Below are 19354 nucleotides of genomic sequence, written 5' to 3'. Positions count from 1 at the left end.
CTCAAGATATCTATAGGACTCATATCTGATTTTTGAACAAGATTTCAGATAAAACCCTTACAAAACAGGCTTTTCAGTCTCAGTATGTTTTCAGAAATCAAATCGGAGTCCTATATAATTACGTAGCTATCAACTCAGAATCGATTTCCGACGGCGCACTATCCTGGACTAGCGATCGCGTTTCGCCATTACGCTGGAGGATACCACCAACCATTGCCAACAAGGCGTTCACCTTGCGAGTTCGCCACATATCTACAAGGTTTTGCACTTTAGCCGCAGACATCCGTCGCATCATTGCTTCATAGAGATAAGCAGCATGTCCAGTTTCATCTTGGGCAATACTTAGCATTCCTAACTTCAAGTTACGAGCGGTTGGCTCGTTATCAGGTAATACTTTCGCCATTCGCGCAAAGTCTTTGCTAGCATCTAACTCCAGAATGTATGTGCTAGCCATAAACACATCCCAGTCAATTACAGATGGTTTTAGCTGTTCTTGAGTGTAACCTTCAAAGAATGCTGCGAAAAAAGGACTACGTTGTTGTGATTTTTTTGTCGATGTAGTTGGGGGTTGACGCTTGAAATCTATAACTTGTTTATTCAGCTGTTGTAAGGCGTGGGCAAAAATTTGACCATGCTTAGTTTCATCTGATGCATGTTTTGCTAGTTTTTCGGCTAGCCATGTATCGCCTTCTGCTGCGGCGCGATCGCTAAGTGCAGATAAAAATGGCACGGAGCCAGATTCCGCCAACTGAAACCCCGCAAGGATGTTGGGGCGGGTTTTAGAGTCACGAATTTGAGCAGCAGAGTAATAGGCAAAGACACTTGAACCAGCTAGATGCAGAAGGTTAGTCAAGAAGTTCATCAGAAATTCCCACTGACAATTGGAAGGTTACAATTCTTATACTAATCCGCATTTTCTATTCGTTGCTGCCAGAGGGTCTTACCATTTGGAATTTTTAATTGTCTATGGAACTATATGTCAACAGTTAACAAATATATCTTTGTATTTTGCTAATATCATCCCACAGAGGTAATGCAGGTAAGTTTGGATGGAAAAATTAACTAAACCAGTGCGATTTTGGCTTTGTACAACTATTATAATTTTGGGTTTGCTCGGCTGCGATCGCTTTATCGGTACTTCTGGAGAACCAGTTGAGCGAGTCAGTGATGGTGATACATTAGTAGTGAAAGATACTAATGGTAAAAACTTTACCGTGCGCTTTGCTTGTGTAGATGCGCCAGAGATAGCCCATACTAACAAAGAAAAGCAGAGTAAACGTACTAGCGATCGCAATCAATTTACTTGGGGTGTAAAAGCCCAAGAACGGGTGCAACAACTGGTGCAGCAAGGAGGCGATCGCGTGACTTTGAATATTACGGATAGCGATCGCTATGGGCGTAAAATTGCTGAAGTCCGTTTAAAAAATGGCACTTTTGTACAACAGGTATTGTTGCAAGAAGGTCTAGCAAAAGTGTATCGTCCCTATTTAAACAAGTGTCCTAGTAAAGATTTAGTTCAACAAGCCGAAGCCAAAGCGAAGGAACAACGGCTCGGCGTTTGGAGCGATACTAAATTTGTGAATCCTTGGGAATATCGCAGCTTATATAAAAAGTAAAAACTTTAGCTGTTTCTAATTCAATACACTAAATTTTTTGGCATTGCACATTTGCGGTATTATCTTAGCAACTTCCAAAATCCCCCCTGCCCCCTGCCCCCTGCCCCCTGCTCCCCTGCCTCCCCTACTCCTCTCCCCAAGTTTGCAGTTGCCAATAAACTAGTACCAACGTTACTGCTAGTAATACAGTCGCTCCTGCTGCTGCATAGCCAAAATCAAATTGACCAAATGCCTCTTGATAAATGTAGTAAACCAGCAGATTAGTCGAATTCAGTGGCCCACCGCCAGTCATCACATAAACTTGCTCAAAACTCCGCAATGTAAAAATTGCGGTAGTAATGATTGCAAATATCACAGTCGGGCGCAATCCGGGCAAAGTAATATACCAAAATTGTTGCCAAGCATTCGCTCCATCTAAGTCTGCTGCTTCATAACGACTGGAAGGAATTGCTTGCAACCCTGCTAAAAAAACTACCATATTAAAACCGAGTTGTTTCCAAATACTCATTAAAATAATTACTGGCATTGCCCAAAATGTGTCTCCTAGCCAGGGAATTTCTGAAATCCCAAAAAAATTTAAAAGTCCGTTAACTGGCCCTGATGTTTGAAAAAGCCAGCGAAATCCCAAACCGGCTGCCACAAGTGAGATAATTGAAGGTAGAAAATAGGCACTCCGCAGGATACCCCGCAAGGGAATGGAACGGTTTAATAGTACTGCTAATCCCAAGGAAATAACTAAACTGGGAATGATGGTGGCAACAGTAAAATAAAAGGTGTTACCCAGAACTTGCCAGAAATCGGGGTCGAGTAGCAAGCGCCAATAGTTTTTTAAGCCTATCCAATAAATACCTTTTAAGGTGAAACTACCACCAGTGAAACTGAGATAGAACAAATAAGCCATCGGCCAAATGATAAAAATACCCAGCAAAATTAATGCTGGTGCGAGAAAAATCCACGCGGCTACTGTATCATTATCCAACCACGACTTAGTATATGTTTTTGGCATTCTATAATTAACCCTCTTAGCTGTTATGACTCTCCGCCTTGATTCTACCCTGAGCTTAATTTCTCCCAACATTAGCGATGATTGCCAACAATTGGCTCCTTTAAAACTGGGAATTATGGCTTCTGGGAATGGCAGCAATTTTGATGTAGTTGCCCAAGCTATCCAAGATGGACGGCTAAATGCCCAAATTCAAGTTTTAATTTACAATAACCCCTCGGCGAAAGCAGCCGTCAGAGCAGCTAATAGAGGTGTAGAAACTGTCTTATTAAATCACCGCAACTATCAAAGTCGAGAAGAGTTTGATGAAAAAATTGTGCAGACATTGCGGCACTACGATGTAGAATGGGTGATTTTGGCAGGGTGGATGCGACTATTAACGTCAGTTTTTATTGATGCCTTTCCTGAGAAGATTATTAATATCCATCCTAGTTTGTTACCTAGTTTCAAGGGAATCCATGCTGTAGAACAAGCCTTGGCATCTGGGGTAAAAATCACTGGTTGTACAGTGCATATAGCTTGTTTAGAAATGGATAGCGGGCCAATATTAATGCAAGCCGCAGTACCAGTACTGCCGGATGATACAGCAGAAACACTCCACGCCAGGATTCAAATTCAGGAACATCGAATTTTACCATTAGCGATCGCTCTGGCAGCTTCTTCGTCAAAAGTTACACCAAGCGTAACGTAAAAATACATGTATCAATTAGGGGCGCACATCTGCGCGCTCCTGCTATTCATCAGAGTTAGCTTCAGCAGTTTGATACGCTTGTAGGAGCCTAGCATGATCGAGAGTAAATCCTACTTGCATCGCTATTTGGGCAAATAAATCAATCTCAGATTGTTGCCAATCACGGGGTTCAGAACATTGGTGTGCAATTAACAACCCAAATAGCTGCTCATCTTTAATAATTGGTGCTACTAAATTTGCTTTCACACCAAAAGATTCGAGCAGGTTAATGTGACAATCAGCCAAACTAGACTCATAAATGTTGTTGATTGCGACAACGCGACCAGACTGGTACTTTTCTACATAGCCTTGAGTGAAACAGGGGTCATGAATTTTAGACCGCAAAACTTTGGGATAACCTGGAAGCACTGATTCAGCAATGATAATTCCAAACCAATTAGCGTAAAAGCTATAAACTAACACTCGGTCAGTACTCAGTGCTTTACGAACCTCTTCCACAGTAGTTTTGATGATATCCTCTTCCTTAAGAGATTGGCGAATGCTGCGGATAATATCCACTAGTAACTGACTTCGCATCCTTTCAGCTTCGATTCGTTGCAGGAGTCTTGCATGGTCGAGAGCAAATCCCACTTGCATCGCCATCTGTCCAAATAAATCAATCTCAGCTTGTTGCCAATCACGGGGTCTGGAGCATTGATGTGCAATTAACAAGCCAAATAGCTGTTTATCTTTAATAATGGGGGCGACCAGATTTGCTTTGACAGCAAAGGATTCGAGCAAATTAATATGGCAGTCAGCCAAACCAGCTTCATAAATGTTGTTAATTGCGAGAACGCGACCAGACTGATACTCTTCTACATAGCCTTGACCAAAACATGGGTCTTGGATTTCAGCTCGCAAAACTTTTGGGTAAGTGAGAACAACTGATTCAGCAATTACTGTTCCAGACCAATTAGCATCAAAGCTATAAACCATCACTCGGTCGGTACTCAGAGCTTTGCGAACCTCTTCCACAGTGGTTTTGAGGACATCCTCTTCGTTGAGTGATTGGCGAATAATGCCGATAGTATCTGCTAACAACTGACTTTGCACACCCTCAGCCTCGATTCGTTGCAGGAGCCTTGCATGGTCGAGAGCAAACCCGACTTGCATCGCTATCTGGGCAAATAAATCAATCTCAGATTGTTGCCAATCACGGGGTCTGGAACATTGATGTGCAATTAATAAGCCAAATAATTGTTCATCTTTGAGAATGGGGGCGACCAGATTTGCTTTGACAGCAAAGGATTCGAGTAAGTTAATATGGCAGTCAGCCAAACCCGCTTGGTAAATGTTGTTTGTGGCTACAACGCGACCAGACTGATACTTTTCTACATAACCCTGACCGAAACAGATGTCTTGAATTTCAGACCGCAAAACTTTGGGATAACCTGGAATAACTGATTCGGCAATTATAATTCCAGACCAATTAGGGTAAAAGCTATAAACCAGTACTCGGTCAGTACTCAATGCTTTACGAACCTCTTCCACCGTCGTTTTGAGGACATCTTCTTCGTTGAGCGATTGGCGAATGCTGCGGGTAATTTCGATAAAGACCTGAGCGTTATCTGCCTTGGTATCTACTTGTTGTAGAAGGTTGGCGTAATCAAGGGCAAATCCTACTTGCATGGCTATCTGAGAGAACAAATCAATCTCAGATTGTTGCCAAAAGCGAAGTCTAGAACATTGATGTGCAATCAATAAACCGAATAGCCGTTTGCCTTTGAGAATAGGTGCTATTAAACTAGATTTGACAGCAAATTGCTCCAGCAACTCAATATCAGCATCACTGAGATCGCCTTGATGGATATTATCAATAGCATGGATACTACCATTTTGATATTTTTCTATATACCCTGCCTCAAATCTAGGCTCAGAGACTGTAACCCCTAATATTTTAGGTAAACCGGGTGCTACTGATTCGGCGATAAAGGTTCCATTATAGTTGGAGTCAAAGCAAAAGATGGTGACGCGATCGATGCTTAAAGCTTTACGAATTTCTTCTGACGTAGTTTTGAGAACATCTTCTTCATTGAATGATTCTCGAACCCAACGGGTAATTTTGGTTAATAGTTGGGAGTAATCAGCTTCGGCTTCTTTCTCCTGTACCAAAACCGAAAGCAGGTCTGTGAATAAGGTGATGTTTCTCTCTAACATTACTAATTCATCTTGGCTAGCGATGAAGACTTGAGTAAACTCACTGTCTGGACGTAGCCTCTTTTTAATATTATTAGAGATTGCAGCAACGTCGCTGACTCGACTCATAACTCGATTCGTCACAAAAACAGCGATCGCACCTGCTAAAATTGCTGTCACTCCCATACCAGTTAACAAGAGTGACAATTGTCTTTGTAGAGCAACTTCAGTTTCTGTTGAACTTTGTTGACTCTCTTGTCCGACTTGCGGAATTTGTGTGTTAATTAAATTAATGCCATATTTATAAGTAGCTGTTCCAATTGCAACCACAGGAAGGACACTTATACTTAGTGCCCAAACTATTGCTTTAGTTTTTAAACTCCATTGTTTTTGCCAGAGTCTCTGTTGACGATTTCGTCTTGTTTGGTTTTGAGAAAAAGACTGACTCATAAATGAAACCTGGATTGGTACAATTGAGAATCAAGTAAATAACCTCACCATCAAATTCTACACAAAACTTATTAAATAAGGACTGGCTTTTGGGAGTATTTTGAGGCACTAATCTTCTACGTTATCTCCCATAGCGCTTTGGTTGCCTTTCAACTCAAAAAAATTGGGTCTGATTAACAGGCTTGTTAACAATCTTATGGCGATCGCTTGCTTGGAATGTCTTATTTTCTCATTAGGAGTTGTGGTTTTTTGGCAAGGCAGCCAAACAATCTTTATTTTTTAACAAGGTTTTACAGACTTGTTTTCACAGTTACCCTTACCCGTAATCTCATGTCCGTTTGATTACTGACATTATTTTTCAAGTATATGAGGGACAAAATGCAGGATTCATGAATCACACACAAAAAGTTTGTACTGACTGCCCTCTACTCCCCTGCTCCCCTGCCCCCTGCCTCCATAGCCTAATCTGCAATCAACTCTACTGCATCTCGTCCATCACAATTTTGTAAGTAAACTTTGACAATTTCTTCTTTAGCTGTAGGCAACTTCTTGCCAATAAAATCTGGGTGAATTGGTAATTCTCGATGGCCCCTGTCTACTAACACAGCTAAACGAATCACCTCTGGTCTACCGTAATCGTTGACTGCGTTCAAAGCAGCGCGAATCGTCCGTCCTTTGAAAATCACATCATCCACGAGTACAACTGTTTTCCCCGTAAGGTCAAAAGGAATTTCGCTTTTCGTTGGAGTCCGCAATCCAATTTTGTCAAGGTCATCTCGATAAAATGTAATATCCAAAGCACCGACTGAGACTGCTACACCTTCGAGCGTCTCAATCTGACGCGCCAATAATTCGGCTAATAACGCACCCCTGGTATAAATACCAAGAAGCACCAGTTGAGACAAATCACGCGTCCTTTCGACAATTTGAGATGCAAGGCGAGTCAAGGTACGACGGATTTCTTCGGATGAGAGAATTTCAACTACTTTGGCAGACATAGCGAGTGATAAGTTAGGAGTGATAAGTTAAGAGTTAGGAGTTTTTATTCTTAACTCCTAACTCCTAACTCCTAACTTTATATTTATCATTACCTATTTGGGAGCATTAAGAATATTGCGATCGCTATCCCTAACCATAGCAAAAAACAATATCGAGTCAGCTGTAAAGCATTCTGAATAGAAGTTGCAGTAATGGCATAAATAGCATCTCCTAGCAGTGGTTTGGACTTAGCTACCCCCCGATACCAATTTGTACCCCCCATCTGCACACCTAAAAATGCAGCATAGGCGCACTCACTCCAGCCAGAATTGGGACTAGGATCGTTAATTGCATCCCGACGACAAATTTGCCAAATATGCATCGGTTTACCCGATAGCAGCGCCAGAGTCACAACTGTTAACCGACAAGGTAGCCAAGTCAAACAATCTTCTAACCGCGCACAAAACCATCCTAAATAAGTATAGGGTGCTTCTCGATAGCCCACCATTGAATCAAGAGTACTGCTGGCTTTATATGCTAAAGCTAAAGGAGTTGGCCCCACAACTGGTATAAAGACACCAACAATTGCATAAAAAAGCGGAGCCATCACCCCATCTGTGGCATTTTCTGCAACCGTTTCTAAAACAGCTCGGTAAATTTCTGCTTGTGAGAGGTTTTGGGTATCTCGACCAACGTAATTACTTAAAATCTTTCGAGCCTTCTCTAAATCTCCGACTGTTAAAGGTTGTAAAACAGCCTCCGCTGCTACTCGCAAACTTTTGCCAGCAAAACAACTAGCTAAAAGAATGCTATCTATTGCCATTCCTAAAAGCGGATGAACCCATCTGGCAATTTGAATCATCAAAAAGCCAACAAGACCGCTACCAATTATCAAGATAATGCCTAATACAATTCCAGCTAGGCGTTGTGTTAGAGAATTTTGACACAAGTGGAGAAAAAACTTGGTCAGGCGAGAAATTACCCACCCCATAATTTGTACTGGATGAGGCCAATCCCAAGGATCGCCAATTAAATAATCTAAAAATGCTGCAATTATTAAGATATAGATATTATTAGTCATAAGTCACAAGTCTTGGCTTAAAAGTCAAGGGTCAATATTTCGATTATTGACTCTTGACTAAACCACAAAACTAGCTTCTTCTCCAAGAGAAGCTTGCCGGCTGCGAGCATCGTAATAAAGGTCTGCCAGGGTAATACTGTATAAAGCTTCTTTAAGCTTTTGGTTGAGTCTCTGCCAGAGGCTAAAAGTTACCCAATCTTCAGCTTGTGTCGGTGCTGGGGTGTGATGAGGTAAATGGCTAGTCTCGCCAACAGCTTCTAAAATTTCTCCTATAGATATTTGTGCAGGCTCTCTTGCCAATTGATATCCGCCGATGCTACCACGTATTGATTTCACTAAAGAAGCACGACGCATTTCTATTAGTAGTTTTTCGAGGTAAGGAGCTGGGATATCTTGGCGTTTAGCGATCGCTCTCACAGATGCAGGCCCATATCTTGGCTGTAAACTTAAATCTAGCAACGCCTTTACACTATAGTGTCCTCTGGTAGTTAATTTCATTTTGGCAAGCTTTGTTGTTTGTCCTTTGTCTTCGCTAGCACTGCATCTCCCTGAAAATAAATTCTGATGGTCGGCTTCCGACTCTGAGACTTCTTTAGTTTGTCCTTTCTAAATAACCAATGACTAATTACCAATGACCAATGACTAAGGATCAGTTTTGCTTATCATTCTGTGACTCAGTTCTCATCCTTAAGAAATAGACAACCTTTAGAGCGTTAGTTTAGAAAACTTAAAACTTATATAGTCTAGCAGGAATTCACAAACTATATATATAGTTATCAGCATTGCCAGCATTTTCTAAAATAGATTGTCTTGCCAATATTGGTAATGGCATAACAATTGTGCATCTGAGTGTAATATACTTGGCTAGGTTGAGATAAAAACTAAAGGATTATGTTCCTGTTAGCTCAACCTCAGCTAAAATAAAATCGATTCAAACACTTCAAACATTCATTTTCGACCTAAGTTGATGCCTAAACAGAAAAAAATTGAACCCTTACTCGGCGAAGAACTGCTCAAAAAAGTCAAAGAGCTAGAGAACGAGAGCAAAGAAGACAAAGCTAAGAAGTGCGGCTACTATACCGTTACCAAAAATGGTATAGAGCGCGTCAATATGATGAAGTTCTTAAATGCCCTAATTGATGCTGAAGGCATTCAGTTAGACAGTACACCCAGTGCTAATGGGCGTGGTGGACGTAGTGCTAGCTATAGAATTAGTGTGCAATCGAATGGTAACTTACTGATAGGTTCAGCTTATACAAAACAGATGAATCTGAAACCAGGAGATGAGTTTCTGATCACTTTAGGCAAAAAGCACATTCGTCTGAGACAGGTAGATCCAGAAGATCGCGAAGATGATGAAGCCATAGAAGCCACGGCTTAATAAATAAATAGTCATTAGTCAATTCTCCGTTGTCATTTGTCCTTTGTCGTTAGTGAAAAACAATGACTATAAACAGTCATTAGTCAAGTGTCCTTTGTGAAAATAATGACTAATGACTAATGACTATATCTGTAGTAGATAAAATCGGTAAATAGTGGCGAAGTGCCTTGCGCGTAACTGCTAAATTACAGGTTAATGCAATTTGCTCTTTTTCTAATAAACCCAAAATGCGATCGGGTTTATCTCGTGCTACCACTGGTAATTGATGTAAACCTCGAAGACTCATCCGGTCTAAAGCCTCAGATAAAAGTTCATCTTGCCATGCATAGAGAATTTCAGTAGTACAAATGTCTATGAGGGTTTGACTGGATAAATTATCGGGAATTTCAGTTAGAGAATTTGGGTATGTTTGCCAAATAGCAAGGGCACGATTAATATCTTCCAAAGAAAGTATACCAACTAATTGCTCTGCTTCATCAATTACTAAAGCACTACGGACGCGATCGCGGGTCATTTCTACAGCGGCATCTAATACTCCCAAAGTTGCAGGTAACTTTTTGGGACAGGGATACATGGCATCTTCTACCAAAATTTGCTGCACAATTTCCGCTTGTTCATCTTTCAATTCCGAAAGACCAATTTGTTGTAAATTAGAGTTAGAGTTAAAAGTTGGTTTAATCCTTTCTACTAGCCAAACACTCAAACCCACTGCTGCCATCAACGGTAAAACAATTCGATAGTCGCGGGTTAATTCAAACAGCATTAAAATAGCCGTTAACGGCGCTCTCACACTAGCAGCTAATACTGCTGCCATTCCCACCATCGCGTAAGCTGGGGGAGCCGCCATTTGATCGCAAATTGTCGGGAATGCTACAGCCAACATTTTGGCGTAAGCTGATCCAAAAGAAGCACCTAAAAACATTGCTGGCGCGAACAAACCACCGATGAAACCACTACCTGCACTAATTGCAGTCATCAATAATTTCACCACCAACAACACCACCAATAAGTAGAGTGGAAACTCCACATCTTGAAGCATTGCTTCTACAGTTTCGTAACCGACGCCCAGAATTTGCGGGAACTGCAAAGCAACTGCGCCAATAATTGCACCGCCAATAATTGGATGAATCGGCTCAGGAATTCGTCCCAAAAAGGCAAAACCTGGAACTTTCCCAGCAAAGCAAGCTTTTGCTCCCCGAATTGATTGAGTATAAGCCAGAGAAACGAGACTGGCCCCTAAACCCAAGCCAAGGTAAAGGGGTAATTCCAAAGGACTGCGAACTTGGTAAACAGGTAAATCAAAAGCAGGTTGTGCCCCCAAACCAATTTGGGCAATTAATGCTGCTACCACCGCTGCTAACAGCACCACACTGACAGCAGAAGTAGCGAAAGATGTAGCTCCCATCACCACCTCTAGAGCAAAAAATACTCCAGCGATGGGAGCATTAAATCCCGCCGCCAGTCCTGCCGCCGCGCCAGCACCCAACAGCAAACGTTGTCGTTCTTGAGATACATTCAGGATTACAGAGAACAACATCCCAAAATTTGCGCCAATTTCGACACTTGGCCCCTCTGGCCCCAAAGAAGCACCGCTCCCTAAAGAAACAGATGCGGCCAGCATTTTGCTAACTGGTCTTAGTGGTCGCCTAATCTCTGTTCCCTGAGAGGCGGCGATAAGAGATGAAAGTCCAGGGCCAAAGTCTTGAGTGCGCCAGCGCATCAAGCCAACAATTAATCCGCCAAGGGTGGGAACGCAGGCTAAAGTCCAAGCACCCCAGGCGCCAATTTGACCCATTAAATTTTCCAGCATCAGCTGGTGTACCAACTGGATTAAATAGTGAAAGGTGACTACACCCATACCAGTACCACCGCCAATGAGCATGGCTAAAAACAGCACAACTGTTTCTGGGGATGGTTGAAAACGATTAATTAGGTGAGCTAAACGAGCGGAAGGTGTAGGAAAGGCAGGTTGTTCCGTTACCTTCCTCAGTTGAGTGGGAGGCAAGAGAGTCATTGAAAGGCGGGGTAAATGTAAGAAAAAATTTAAATTTTTATCTGTTACTTATCATTGTGAGCCATTATTTAGCAACCGGACAAGTAGACTTTATTTGCTTAACTTTGTGCAAAATTTGTGTGGGGAGAATGGTTAAATGAGAGACAATTATTATTTAAGGGTCAGCGATGCCTAAGCTAAGTTGGGTGTAGCTGCGGCTAGTGGGGTGCGAGTGGGCACCAACACTATTTTTTCTAGAGACAACAAAGTTTTTTGGCTGGGTGGACGCACCCGTAAACATTAACTATGAGTCATCCTTGTTTAAATCTAGTTATACTCGTGTTGCGACTATTGAGGCATCCTTGGTAGTAATAGAATGTATGTATGATTGATGCCTGATGTCAGATCGTACATTGATTGACCCCAATTCAATATAGCTATTGTTATAGAGCGAGTAAGTGGACTAGGCGGACGAGGTAAATGAATATACACACTTTTGATAATCATTATGTTACTTGCCCAATTTGCCAAAGAAATGCTACGCCTAAACCAGTTAAAACACGCATGGGCTTGTTTTGCTGTCCCTATTGCCAGGAAAGGCTAGTAGTTTGCCAAAGTGGTCATTATGTCCGCGATCCGTTTACTTGGAGACAGTTGATGATGTCTTCTTCGCTACGTCGTCAAAGCCGACCTTTAGCGAGGATTCTCAGAGATTTTGTCCTACTCAAGCGTCCGATGGTAGCCTTGGCTGTAGGAAGTGCGATTTTCTTTGGTGCGATCGCTCTTACCCAAGAAAAGACAGGTTACGATCGCCAAGTTCTTCCCACAACAGAGAAAGTTAATGACCCAGGAAACAAATCTCAGTAAATGGATTACTTTTGTATAAATCAAATTCTACTTTGATTTTTGTAATATTATAACTAAATAGTCTGATAAAACCGTGTCTTATTGCCCCGAATAGGACGCGGTTTTATATTATTCCGCAGAAAGACCGATCGCTGATTAGGTAAGTACTTTAGTACCCAAGGTAAGTATTTTCAGGACTAAAGTGCTAACTACAAACTATTGTTTATTTATGCTTATCTAATGATTACAATACATCCTTGGGTAAAGACGCGGTGAATCGCGTCTCTACAAATGGTGTATTTGTCGCATTCTTTTGTCCAATTGGTATAAATCGCAGGTTTTTTACACTTTTGGGAAGAAGGCGATCGCTACACTACACAATTATCATTACCTTTTGGGCAATGATCTAATTTTTTCCTGCCAAGGGGACAAGGGGACAAGGGGACAAGGAGAATAGCCATGCCCTATGCCCCATATTTATAGCCGATTAGTATCTTTTGTGACTAACTTCCAACCTTCAGCTTGGTCAACTAACTTCATCGACTCTAGTTGAAGATTGTTGAAATCAGATACATTAAGCAGGAAGTAGGGTTGGCCGTTGTAGTGCCAATAATATTCCAGTTCACCAACAGAAGCGGGAATGATGGTGCGATCGCTATAATAATCCAACGAGGGACGATGGTAAGGAAAAGATGTGTAAATCTTCCTCGTAGCTGGATTTGCCCGCACAATCATGGCGGCAACTGGTTTAACTGGATAAGCTTCAGATAATTCCCAAACCCAGTAGTTAGATTTCATTAACAGCAGCAGCGAAATATAACTTCCCCAAAACAAAATCTTCAGGAATTGCCCGTCGCCTCGTTCTGCCAAAATAGCTGCTAAGGACATAGTTAAAGCTACGGCGGCAAAAATCAGTTGTAAGTCTGTTGTGGGTGTTGTACCCGAACTGAAATAAATGCTACCAGCAGAAGCAGCTATAGCAAGTATTGCCAAACCAGCAACCCAAGCACGGGGATAAGATGAGAGTAAAGGCGAATTTTCCGTTTCTGATAATTGGATACCAAAAGCTAAAGCTAAACTAGGGTAAATCGGGAATAGATACCAGGGAACTTTGGTAATCATAAAGGAAATTACCAGCAGATAAACCCCACTCCACGCCATTACTAGTTTTGCCCAACTAAGGTTGCGATTTTCCCAGGTTAAGCGGACAGTTTGTGGTAAGAATAATAACCACGGCCATGTGTATTTGAGAAGTTCAATCACATAGTACCAAGGTGGTTCAGAATTTCCTTCTCCAATTGAGCCAATTCGGCCTAGTGATGGGTTTGCAATACCAATTTGGGCGAAAGTATAACCATAGTGAATTAGTTGGGCACCATACCAACCAGCTACAGGTAGAATGCCAATTAAGATTGCTATCCAGAAATAGTAACAAGTGAGCAATCGTGGCGTATCCCAAAATAGAAATATAAGTGCGATCGCACCTAGTAATACGCCTAAAAATCCTTGAGTTAAACAAATAAACCCAAAGCTAACGCCAACACCAAGACAATAACGTAAATCTCGGCGCGATCGCAACACGCACAACATCATCACCATCAAAAAACTTACCATCGCCCCATCTAACATTGCCAGCCGCCCATGACGTACCACGGGTAGCATTGTTAGGTAAATCAAGGCGCTATAAATGGCAGCCCAACGTTGGCGAAATATCTCTCGAGCAATGCAATACAGTAAAGGTACAGATGTTGCTGTTAAAATTGCTCCAGGCAGGCGCGTTGTCAACTCATTTTCGCCTCCTAGAGAATAAGCCCAAGCTATTAGCAAATGCATCAAAGGTGGCTTGTCATGATATGGTTCGCCTCCTAATGTTGGGTAAAGCCAAGGCATTGAACCTGCTGGGGCGTGCCAAATTTCACGAGCAACCTGTGCCACAGTACCTTCATCCCAATCTCGCAGCGGCAACCCTCCCAGATTGATGCTAAACAGTAATACTGCTGCCAACAGCAATACTATTAGCCATACCCAATCAATCCATTTTCCAACCGTGCGATGCTGTTTTTCCAGATGACTCCAAATAAAGCTTCCTTCTTGCATATTCTCTGGTAATCATTTTACATGCTGGTTTGATTACATAGAGACATCTAGCGAATCTCCAATGTTGCCACCCAGTAACAACGTATGTTCTTAACAATTGCTAGTTTCCAAGATTAACTCAAATTTTTATATTTAGCCCTATTTTTTGAAAAAATTATATTGGTTATTTAAATAACATTTTATCTAATAAATGATAAAAATAATACAAGTGATAAATTATTTACTACCTGTTAAATAGTCCGTAAATAAACTTGTACTTTCTTTTTAAGGTGATGCTTAGTTAAAATTTTGTCTAATTAGTTTTTATCTTTCTGTCTGGTTGATTGCAGAAAATCGGCAAGTATCAAATACAATACATTAAATATTTAAAAGAATTGATTGTAACCTTTTTAAATATTAACAATGCCAAAAAGATAATTATTTCTATATAAAAATATATTTTTGAATAAATTTATCTAAATAAACGAATTTATTTTTTTAAATTTAATTAAGTAACTATTTAATTGCAATATCTATGCTATACAATTTTTTTAGAATTAGAAGAATAAACAGCTAAAAAATTATTGGAGACTGTTAATGAATTTACCTGTAGTTGTAGATATTACTCTGGGATTAGTTTTTATTTACTTGATTTTGAGCTTGCTAGCTTCGGAAATCCAGGAAATAATCGCCACATTATTACAATGGAGAGCTAAACATTTAAGAACTTCAATTGAATTACTTTTATCAGGTGGTAGTGAAAGTGAAAAATCAGATATTATCAATGCAATCCATTTGGTACAGAAACTTTATAACGATCCTTTGATTAATACATTGAATCACCAAGCCAAGGGTAAAGTAGAAAAACATTTTCAGGGAATTACTAAAAACCCTGATAAAAAAGTAATAGAAAAACAAAGTGGCCCTTCTTATCTTCCTTCTGAAACATTTTCAATTACTTTATTAGACACCTTAAAAATTCCCGAGCTAATTAATCATGTTAAACATCCTAGTAAAGAAGCAAAAACTAACTTACAGATGATATTAGCCTCTTATAAAGAACTTAAAAAAGGTATTAATAATCCAACTAGTGCAAGTTACACAAAAATTCAAGAAATTTATGGAGATATTGACCAGAAATTTATAGATTTTGTTAATAACGAGTTACCTGATGAAGTCCCTGATAGTTTAATCAGGAGCCTTAGTGTAATTGCTCAACGTAGCAGGATAAAGATTGGCGATCTCACAGAGGAAGTGAATCAATTTAAAAATGAAGTAGAAACATGGTTTGATCGCTCGATGGATCGAGCAAGCGGTGTTTATAAGCGAAATGCCAAAGGAGTTGCTATTTTAATTGGAATACTAGTTGCCTTTTTAACTAATACTGATACATTTCACTTGGTTAAAAGACTGTCGCAGGATTCGGTTATCCGCTCTACTATTACTCAAAGTGCAAGTCAAAGAATCGATTATATTAACGATCAAGAAGCCAGAAAGGAGATTGAAAAGCTATTAGGAAATGCTTCTATCCCCATTGGATGGCAAAATATTAATCAACAGTTTGAGTTATTAGATACAACGAAATCGAATATAGTTTACATCAGAATTTCTCAGGTTTTTAAATTAATTTGTGGTTGGATAGTGAGTGGTTTTGCTATTGCTATGGGTGCGCCTTTTTGGTTTGATATCCTCAATAAAGTTATCAATGTGCGGAATGCAGGGCCAAAACCTGTTGCGTATACTAAGGATCAACCGTCTCAAAAATAGCGTTTTAATTAAATCAAAAAATAAAAATAACTTGGAGTTTTAATTCTTTATTCTGACAAACAATCTCAATTTGTCTAATAAATTCTCGAAAGTAAAATCTTCGTTCTGTTTCCGACAAATCTAACCAAAATTGTGGTATAGAAACAGCTTGAGCAACAGAACGCAAGTTAACTGGAGGGAGAATCGCCAACTTTGCTTCGAGTGCAGAAATTTCTGTGCGGAGTTTGTAAGCCCTTAACTTTGCTGTTTCGGTATCTAAAATTCCAGTTTCAATTAAAGCAGGTAACTGAGCAAGTATTTCTTGCTGACGAGCGATCGCTTGTCCTAAACTGTTCTTGAATGCATCCAACTGAGGAAAATTCATCCCAGCTACCGCCAGAGGTAAATCACGGCAAACGGTTTCAATGGTATGTTCCAACACTTCCTGATATGGAATAGCCTTACACTTGGGGCTTTGGGGACAGCTAGTAGAACGTAAATAAAGATACTCTTTATCTTGGTTGCGTTGGGTAACACGGGTAACTGTCATATGTGACTGACACTCGCCACAGATAACCAACCCAGCTAAAGAACGCGGTGCGCTAGCAGTTCGGGATGGTAAACGACTGTTACGGCGTAAAAGTCGGTCAACTTGGGCTGCTTCTTCCTTAGAAATTATCGGAATATGGGTATTGGAGATAATTTCCCCATTTTGGTAGGCTGTATTGCCGCGATAGACTGGATTAGTTAGCCAGCGTCTTCCTGTGGTAACGGAGATTTTCTTGCCGTATTTTTTTGCCAAGTAACGCACTGAACCTCGCAGGGAACCATAGAGTAAAAAATGTTCAAAAAAATCTTTGACTACTGGTGAAGTACTGCGGTCAATGGTATATTTTCCCTTACCTCTGCGATAGCCGTAGGGAACTTTGCCGGGTGGCGGTGCAATCTCAAGGCGATTACGGGCGTGTCCTTGGCGGATGCGGCGACTACGTTGCTGACGTTGGATTGCGTGTAGCAAATTCAGCAAGTCAGCGCCCAGAGGGTAATTTTCGGAAGTGTAGGGCTGTTCAGTGGCGATTACTGATATTCCCATTACTTCGAGTTGATTGAGCCGATGGCTAATTTCCTCTACAGTATCTCCCAATTCTTCCAACCGACGAATCAGGAGATAATCTGCTGGTTCAGTTTGGCAATCTATGAATAATTGTTGTAATTGCGATCGTTCCGAAGAGTCTGGCTTGCCCAAATCTTCATAAACCCGATCCACCTCCCATCCCCAATCGGCTCGATCGGGAGAAGATTCTAAGAGCGGATCGGTGTAAGAGTAGGCAATTATTTTCAAAGGTTTAGTGCAGCTTTACAAAGAAATGGTATAAGAATTTGAATGCTAAAGGAAGTTTTTTTTAAAGTGAGATAGACTTTCTGGGTGTTGTTTGGTGCTTTGAGGACGAGGCACTTTTAACTTCGCACCCAAACGGTTGTGAACAACTTTATAGACCGTTTTGTAGGCAATCGAAAGTCCTAATTCGCTTTTGAGCCATTGTTGAATTTGGCCATAGCTTTGAAACCCAGATGATTCTTGCAACTGCTTTTTCAAGCGTTCTAAGTCTGAACCACTGACGATCGGAACTTTTTGTGACTTTACCCATAAGTTTGCCGCACCTGGAAGCATAACTTTGCCGCCAACAATGTAACTTAAAGGATAAAGTGACCGTTTTTAAACCATTAAGTGGCCGCAGAGCAGAACCTAAAGCGGAAGCGTATTTGAAAGGATTGAATGTAATCGCTTGCAAAGTATGGCAACGGAAAAATAAGCATTCTGGCTTGATTGGGGCGGCCACTTTATCCTTTAAAAGCGGCCATCTTATCCTTTAAACTACAAACAAGATTATAACCCTCATCCTTGCGTCAGCTAATTTTGGATGAAACTGACAGTTTGGAACCATAAGTTTGCCGTTAGTCCGAATTGGAAGGATAAGCTTGCCGTGAGTCCAATCAAGCATAGAAAGCAGAAAAGTGTATAAATAAAAAAGTTGTACAATTTTCTAAAAATTTGTCATATTGATAAATAAAAAAGTTGTACAATTCCTCAAACTTTAGCCTTGTAAAGGTTTGGAACTATTTACTATAAGACTCAATAGCGATCGCATTCCGTGCAAACTCAAGCTGTTGATTCAGCTTTGTATTTAGAATGCGTAGGCGTAGCCCGTCGTAGACATCGTTCTCCAGACAAAGCCCAGATGAATTAACAAGCCAAGGCGCAGACAGCAATTCTCAATCGAAAATGGTATTACTTCGACAAAATCATGCTTTGGCGCTGCGATCGCTTTCTATTAAATAAAAGTGTTCCCTGAGCGAAGTCGTTCGCGTAGCGTCCCGCAGGGAAGGGAACACTCTCATGCTGAATTTTCATAATTCTTATAAAATTTGAACAGCAGTTAATGTTTAGATCGGCAAATACCAGTGAAGCGATGCTTGGGTTGGGCTGCGCCTACGCGTATTTTAATCAGTGCATTGTTTGAGTTTTAGAAGCGATCGCACTTTCGGGGCGATCGCAGTACCAGTAATTGATTTCCCTAAGCAAAACGTTCCCTGAGCGGAGTCGAACGGAACATTCTAATTGCTCTTAGTACTAATGCCATCGCAGAGAGTGCGATCGCTCACATTGGGATTGTATTTTAAATAACCACCTAGCCTAGCGCAACTGTAGACGATTAAATCATTTAGATTATTTGGGTACACTTTCCAGAGTTTGACGGTGTTGTCAGAACTTGCAGAAGCGATGGTCTTGCCATCGGGGCTAAATGCGACGCTATTGACCGCATCGCTATGCCCTTCCAAGCGGTTTCGTTCTGGCCAATTGTAAATTGCACGCTTGAGTGCCACTACAGCTTGCTGGTTAGCCGTTTCTTCTAAATTGGCATTTTTAATTGGTCTACCTGAAATTTGTCTACCTGACTGTACAGCTGCAACCGCAGCCTCAAGTTGCCTGTCGGATAGTAGAGACGTTTGAGCCAGAGCAACGGCACTTTGTTGTGTTGCTTCCTTGGCTTTGTTTTGGGCATCATACCATTGATAACCCGCAAAGATAGCCACTCCAGCTAACCCCATACTAAATAATGTAACAACTCGGTTTTGCCGTCGTGCTGCTAAGAGTTTTTCCTGGTGGCGTTCTTTCTCTTCTCGCTCAAGGCGATTTCGCAATTCTTGACTCTGTTGAATGTACACCTCGGCTATCCCATTCAGCATTTGCCAATCGCCAAATCTCGTTAAATATGCTTCTGCTACTGCTAGCCTGTCATCTTTTCTCAAAAACCC

At 41.0% G+C, this 19354-nt stretch carries 18 protein-coding genes; 5 read left to right on the top strand and 13 right to left on the bottom strand.

Annotated elements, in window-relative coordinates:
* Positions 1 to 118: 118 nt before the first annotated feature.
* Positions 119 to 862 (bottom strand): ferritin-like domain-containing protein, encoded by a 744-nt coding sequence (locus HWQ43_RS03090; RefSeq protein ID WP_292730098.1) that lies wholly within the window; start codon positions 860 to 862, stop codon positions 119 to 121.
* Positions 863 to 1049: 187 nt separating this feature from the next.
* Here HWQ43_RS03090 and HWQ43_RS03085 point away from each other — a divergent pair, with 187 nt between their 5' ends.
* On the top strand, positions 1050 to 1616 hold the full coding sequence (locus tag HWQ43_RS03085) for a thermonuclease family protein (protein WP_292730095.1): 567 nt from the start codon (positions 1050 to 1052) through the stop codon (positions 1614 to 1616).
* 124 nt (positions 1617 to 1740) lie between these two features.
* Here the strand turns inward: HWQ43_RS03085 and HWQ43_RS03080 are convergent, their stop codons facing one another.
* The gene (locus tag HWQ43_RS03080; protein ID WP_292730093.1) at positions 1741 to 2622 is read right to left on the bottom strand and encodes a carbohydrate ABC transporter permease; all 882 of its coding nucleotides are present in this window, start codon (positions 2620 to 2622) and stop codon (positions 1741 to 1743) included.
* Between the two features lie 25 nt (positions 2623 to 2647).
* On the opposite strand from HWQ43_RS03080, the gene purN reads away from it, so the two are divergent.
* Positions 2648 to 3310: a phosphoribosylglycinamide formyltransferase gene (gene purN / locus HWQ43_RS03075; protein WP_292730091.1), complete on the top strand. Its 663-nt coding sequence runs from the start codon at positions 2648 to 2650 to the stop codon at positions 3308 to 3310.
* Positions 3311 to 3352: 42 nt separating this feature from the next.
* Here the strand turns inward: purN and HWQ43_RS03070 are convergent, their stop codons facing one another.
* The 4 genes from HWQ43_RS03070 to HWQ43_RS03055 all read right to left on the bottom strand — a co-directional run bounded on the left by HWQ43_RS03070 (position 3353) and on the right by HWQ43_RS03055 (position 8492).
* Positions 3353 to 5935, bottom strand: coding sequence for a GAF domain-containing protein (locus tag HWQ43_RS03070; RefSeq protein WP_292730090.1), 2583 nt, complete (start codon positions 5933 to 5935; stop codon positions 3353 to 3355).
* Positions 5936 to 6396: 461 nt separating this feature from the next.
* Positions 6397 to 6933, bottom strand: a complete 537-nt coding sequence (gene pyrR, locus HWQ43_RS03065; protein WP_094353001.1) for a bifunctional pyr operon transcriptional regulator/uracil phosphoribosyltransferase PyrR — start codon at positions 6931 to 6933, stop codon at positions 6397 to 6399.
* An 89-nt stretch (positions 6934 to 7022) separates the two neighbouring features.
* Positions 7023 to 7994 carry an adenosylcobinamide-phosphate synthase CbiB gene (gene cbiB / locus HWQ43_RS03060; protein WP_292730086.1) on the bottom strand — a complete coding sequence of 324 codons (972 nt, stop codon included), beginning with the start codon at positions 7992 to 7994 and terminating at the stop codon, positions 7023 to 7025.
* 57 nt (positions 7995 to 8051) lie between these two features.
* Positions 8052 to 8492, bottom strand: a complete 441-nt coding sequence (locus tag HWQ43_RS03055; RefSeq protein ID WP_094353003.1) for an Rrf2 family transcriptional regulator — start codon at positions 8490 to 8492, stop codon at positions 8052 to 8054.
* 469 nt (positions 8493 to 8961) lie between these two features.
* Between HWQ43_RS03055 and HWQ43_RS03050 the strand changes: the two genes are divergently transcribed.
* Complete coding sequence (locus HWQ43_RS03050) at positions 8962 to 9375, top strand: AbrB family transcriptional regulator (protein WP_104909531.1); 414 nt, start codon at positions 8962 to 8964, stop codon at positions 9373 to 9375.
* A 109-nt stretch (positions 9376 to 9484) separates the two neighbouring features.
* Here the strand turns inward: HWQ43_RS03050 and HWQ43_RS03045 are convergent, their stop codons facing one another.
* Positions 9485 to 11389, bottom strand: a complete 1905-nt coding sequence (locus tag HWQ43_RS03045) for a chloride channel protein (RefSeq protein ID WP_292730082.1) — start codon at positions 11387 to 11389, stop codon at positions 9485 to 9487.
* 459 nt (positions 11390 to 11848) lie between these two features.
* On the opposite strand from HWQ43_RS03045, the gene HWQ43_RS03040 reads away from it, so the two are divergent.
* Positions 11849 to 12235 (top strand): hypothetical protein, encoded by a 387-nt coding sequence (locus HWQ43_RS03040; RefSeq protein ID WP_292730079.1) that lies wholly within the window; start codon positions 11849 to 11851, stop codon positions 12233 to 12235.
* Positions 12236 to 12691: 456 nt separating this feature from the next.
* Here the strand turns inward: HWQ43_RS03040 and HWQ43_RS03035 are convergent, their stop codons facing one another.
* Positions 12692 to 14311 (bottom strand): glycosyltransferase family 39 protein, encoded by a 1620-nt coding sequence (locus HWQ43_RS03035; RefSeq protein WP_292730077.1) that lies wholly within the window; start codon positions 14309 to 14311, stop codon positions 12692 to 12694.
* Between the two features lie 576 nt (positions 14312 to 14887).
* Between HWQ43_RS03035 and HWQ43_RS03030 the strand changes: the two genes are divergently transcribed.
* Positions 14888 to 16057: a hypothetical protein gene (locus tag HWQ43_RS03030; RefSeq protein WP_292730074.1), complete on the top strand. Its 1170-nt coding sequence runs from the start codon at positions 14888 to 14890 to the stop codon at positions 16055 to 16057.
* A gap of 13 nt (positions 16058 to 16070) precedes the next feature.
* Here HWQ43_RS03030 and HWQ43_RS03025 read toward each other — a convergent pair whose 3' ends face one another.
* The 5 genes from HWQ43_RS03025 to HWQ43_RS33695 all read right to left on the bottom strand — a co-directional run bounded on the left by HWQ43_RS03025 (position 16071) and on the right by HWQ43_RS33695 (position 19147).
* Positions 16071 to 17378, bottom strand: coding sequence for a recombinase family protein (locus HWQ43_RS03025; RefSeq protein ID WP_292730072.1), 1308 nt, complete (start codon positions 17376 to 17378; stop codon positions 16071 to 16073).
* Between the two features lie 45 nt (positions 17379 to 17423).
* Positions 17424 to 17708 (bottom strand): winged helix-turn-helix domain-containing protein, encoded by a 285-nt coding sequence (locus HWQ43_RS03020; protein WP_292730071.1) that lies wholly within the window; start codon positions 17706 to 17708, stop codon positions 17424 to 17426.
* Between the two features lie 446 nt (positions 17709 to 18154).
* On the bottom strand, positions 18155 to 18307 hold the full coding sequence (locus tag HWQ43_RS03015) for a hypothetical protein (RefSeq protein ID WP_292730069.1): 153 nt from the start codon (positions 18305 to 18307) through the stop codon (positions 18155 to 18157).
* Positions 18308 to 18326: 19 nt separating this feature from the next.
* Positions 18327 to 18449: a hypothetical protein gene (locus tag HWQ43_RS03010; RefSeq protein ID WP_292730066.1), complete on the bottom strand. Its 123-nt coding sequence runs from the start codon at positions 18447 to 18449 to the stop codon at positions 18327 to 18329.
* Positions 18450 to 18652: 203 nt separating this feature from the next.
* The gene (locus HWQ43_RS33695; protein ID WP_366932773.1) at positions 18653 to 19147 is read right to left on the bottom strand and encodes a WD40 repeat domain-containing protein; all 495 of its coding nucleotides are present in this window, start codon (positions 19145 to 19147) and stop codon (positions 18653 to 18655) included.
* Between the last annotated feature and the right edge of the window lie 207 nt (positions 19148 to 19354).

This window comes from Nostoc sp. JL31 (genome assembly GCF_017114965.1).
In the GTDB taxonomy this organism is placed as follows: Bacteria; Cyanobacteriota; Cyanobacteriia; order Cyanobacteriales; family Nostocaceae; genus Nostoc; species Nostoc punctiforme_A.
The sequence above is the reverse complement of the archived record's forward strand: the minus strand, read 5'-3'. Positions and strand labels throughout refer to the sequence as shown.